This window comes from Streptomyces sp. NP-1717, assembly GCF_022695985.1.
Taxonomy (GTDB): domain Bacteria; phylum Actinomycetota; class Actinomycetes; order Streptomycetales; family Streptomycetaceae; genus Streptomyces.
Map to the genome: position 1 here is coordinate 1 of NZ_JAAPBF010000411.1, position 2742 is coordinate 2742.

3 protein-coding genes are annotated in these 2742 nt (G+C 69.5%); all 3 read right to left on the bottom strand.

Translation table 11 applies throughout. From position 1 onward, the window contains the following. Positions 1–151 precede the first annotated feature (151 nt). A complete protein-coding gene (locus tag GXP76_RS35005; RefSeq protein ID WP_242575646.1) occupies positions 152–514 on the bottom strand; it encodes a DUF4440 domain-containing protein in 363 nt (120 codons plus the stop codon). Beyond that, positions 507–1061 (bottom strand): DUF1697 domain-containing protein, encoded by a 555-nt coding sequence (locus GXP76_RS35010; RefSeq protein ID WP_242575647.1) that lies wholly within the window; start codon positions 1059–1061, stop codon positions 507–509. The genes GXP76_RS35005 and GXP76_RS35010 overlap by 8 nt, the downstream gene beginning before the upstream one ends. Positions 1062–1188: 127 nt before the next feature. Next, positions 1189–2382, bottom strand: coding sequence for a S8 family peptidase (locus tag GXP76_RS35015; protein ID WP_242575648.1), 1194 nt, complete (start codon positions 2380–2382; stop codon positions 1189–1191). Positions 2383–2742: the final 360 nt, after the last annotated feature.

A 2742-nucleotide genomic window follows, 5' to 3' on the forward strand; every position in this document is an offset into this window, starting at 1 on the left:
GTGGCGGTGGCGAGGACCCGCAGAGCGGCCTTCAGCATGATGAGCACCCATCAGTCGATCAACGTGACGGGCCCCTTTATAGCGGTGCGTGAGCCGCATTTCGGGCACGGTGGTACGGATCCCACCCGAATGGTCGGCGGCCCGGACGACGCTACGGCGTGAAGACCGTGCCCTGGTGGAAGTAGAGGAGCCAGAGGCCGCCGGTCAGCATCCACAGGGAACTCCGGTGCGCCAGGCGGCCCTTGTGCTCGGTGTCGAACGTCAGCAGTACCAGGTGCGGCGCGAGTTCGACGCCCCGCATGTCGGAGGTGGTGACGGGGCGGGCGGCGGGCGCGTCGTGCGCGGTGAGGGCCGCGATGATCGACCGGCGGTCCCAGCGCCGGCCGGACGAGCCGAACTCGGTGAAATCCGGGTGGAGAAGGTCCCCGATCAGCTCCGCCGACGAGCGGACGGCCGGGTCGAGGAGGCGCAGCTCGGCCTCGATGGCGGCGACAACGGCGGGTGACTCAGCCACGGGTCAGCTCCACCAGCTTCATGACGGTGTTCCAGTTGCGGCTGGTGGCGACGGTGCCCTGGTACAGGCGGGGCCGGGACAGCGCCTCGGCGAGTCTGGAGCGGCCGAGGCCGTCGGGGGCGTACAGATACAGCGCCCGGTCGCCGAGCCGGAACTCCTCGGGGAGGTAGGACTCCTGGTCGAGGGCGGCGAAGCGTTCGGGGCCAACCTGCTCGGAGAAGTAGGTGACATGGAGCTGTCTGCCCTGGAGCGAGGCGGCGGGGAAGGGGCAGGCGTCGGCGACGGCCTTCAGGTAGGCGGCGTCGCGCACCAGACAGTCGACGGCGAAGCCGAACCGCTCCTGGATGGCGTCGCCGAGGGCGGCGGCGAGGGTGGATTCGTCGGCGCCGGTGGTGTCGGTGAAGACGGCGTTGCCGCTCTGGAGGTACGTGGCGACGTCGCCGTGGCCGAGGCCGGTGAGCACGTCGCGCAGTGCCGCCATCGGGACCTTGCGGCTGCCGCCGACGTTGATTCCGCGCAGCAGCGCCGCGTACCTGGTCGTCGTCATGAGGTCCACGATAGGTCGGCGGGCGTCCGGGACCGCTCCGGCATGCGGAAGGCGGCCGCCGCGCCCCGTGGGGGAGAGCGCGACGACCGCCGGTCCTGGGCTTTCCCGAGACGTCAGTCCGTCTCGGTCACTCGACGACCTTGAGCAACTTGTTCGCGGTGCCCGGGTCGGCGTCGCTGATGACGTCGGGGGTGGCCCCGTCGGTCAGGGCCGTGGCGACGTCGGCCGGCGCGGCGTCGGGGTGACCGCCGAGGTACACCGCGGCGGCGCCGACGACGTGGGGGGTCGCCATCGACGTACCGGAGATGGTGCTGGTGCCGGTGTCGCTGTCGTTCCACGCCGAGGTGATGTCGCTGCCCGGGGCGTAGATGTCCACGACCGGGCCGTAGTTGGAGAAGGACGACTGCTGGTCGTCCACGGTGGACGAGGCGACCGTGATGGCCTCCTCGACACGGGCCGGGGAGGTCGTGCCCGCGTCGCTGCTGTCGTTGCCCGCCGCGACACCGAAGGTGACGCCGGAGGCGATGGCCTTGCTGACGGCCTCGTCGAGGGCGGGGTCGGCGCCGCCGCCGAGGCTCATGTTGGCGACGGACGGGCCGCTGTGGTTCGCGGTGACCCAGTCGATGCCGGCGACGACCTGCTCGGTGGTGCCGCTTCCGGCGTCGTCGAGGACCCGCACCGCGACGATCTTCGCCTTCTTGGCGACGCCGTGGGCCGCGCCCGCGACGGTGCCGGCGACGTGCGTGCCGTGGCCGTTGCCGTCGTCGGCGTCGTCGTCGTTGTCGATCGCGTCGAAGCCGGACGAGGCGCGTCCCTCGAAGTCGGCGTGGGTGACGCGGACTCCGGTGTCGATGATGTACGCGGTGACGCCCTCGCCCGCGGCGTCCGGGTAGGTGTAGGCGTTGTCTCCGGCGGTCGCGGTCTGGTCGATCCGGTCCAGGCCCCAGGACGGCGGGTTGTCCTGGGTGGCGTCGATCGAGAACTTCTTGTTCTGGACGACCTTGGAGACGGCCGGGTCGGCGGCGAGACGCTTGGCCTCGGTCTCCGAAAGACCGCTGGCCGAGAAGCCGTTGATGGCCGCGTCGTAGGTGCGGTTCAGCTTCCCGCCGTACTCGGCGGCCAGGTCCTTCTTGTCGGCCTTCTGGTCCAGCATCACGATGTAGCTGCCCGCGACCGCGCCCTTGGCGTCGGCCCCGTACACCGTGCCGAGGGGGGTGGCCGCGCCCGCTGTGGGGGCGAACGCGGTGATGCCGGCGACTGCTGCCACCGCTGTTATCGCCGCGGTGAGTCTCATCCGGGCGACACGCTTATGAGTTGTCATGAAGAGGGTTCTCCTCGTGAGCATTTGTGGGGGGATGGCCCGTCGGACGAAGAACTTCCGGCGGACCTGATTCGAAACCCTGGCTGATTGTCGCGCTCAGATCAAGACCTTCAGGCTGCTGTGACTTAGAAAACAACGTTGCTTAATGCGAAATCGGCCATGGGCGCCCAACTCGGACCGCGACGGCGATCTCCCCGCGCCGCGCCTTAGTTGTAAGGGGCTTCCATCCCTCTTGTCAGGGATGTGACCACCCCATGAGAAGGAGAGCAGGCCCTCTCCAGGTCACCGGAGAGCAGGAGGAGAAGGCCGGAATCCGACCATAAATTCGAGTCGGAGACCGCGGCACACGGCCGCTCTCAG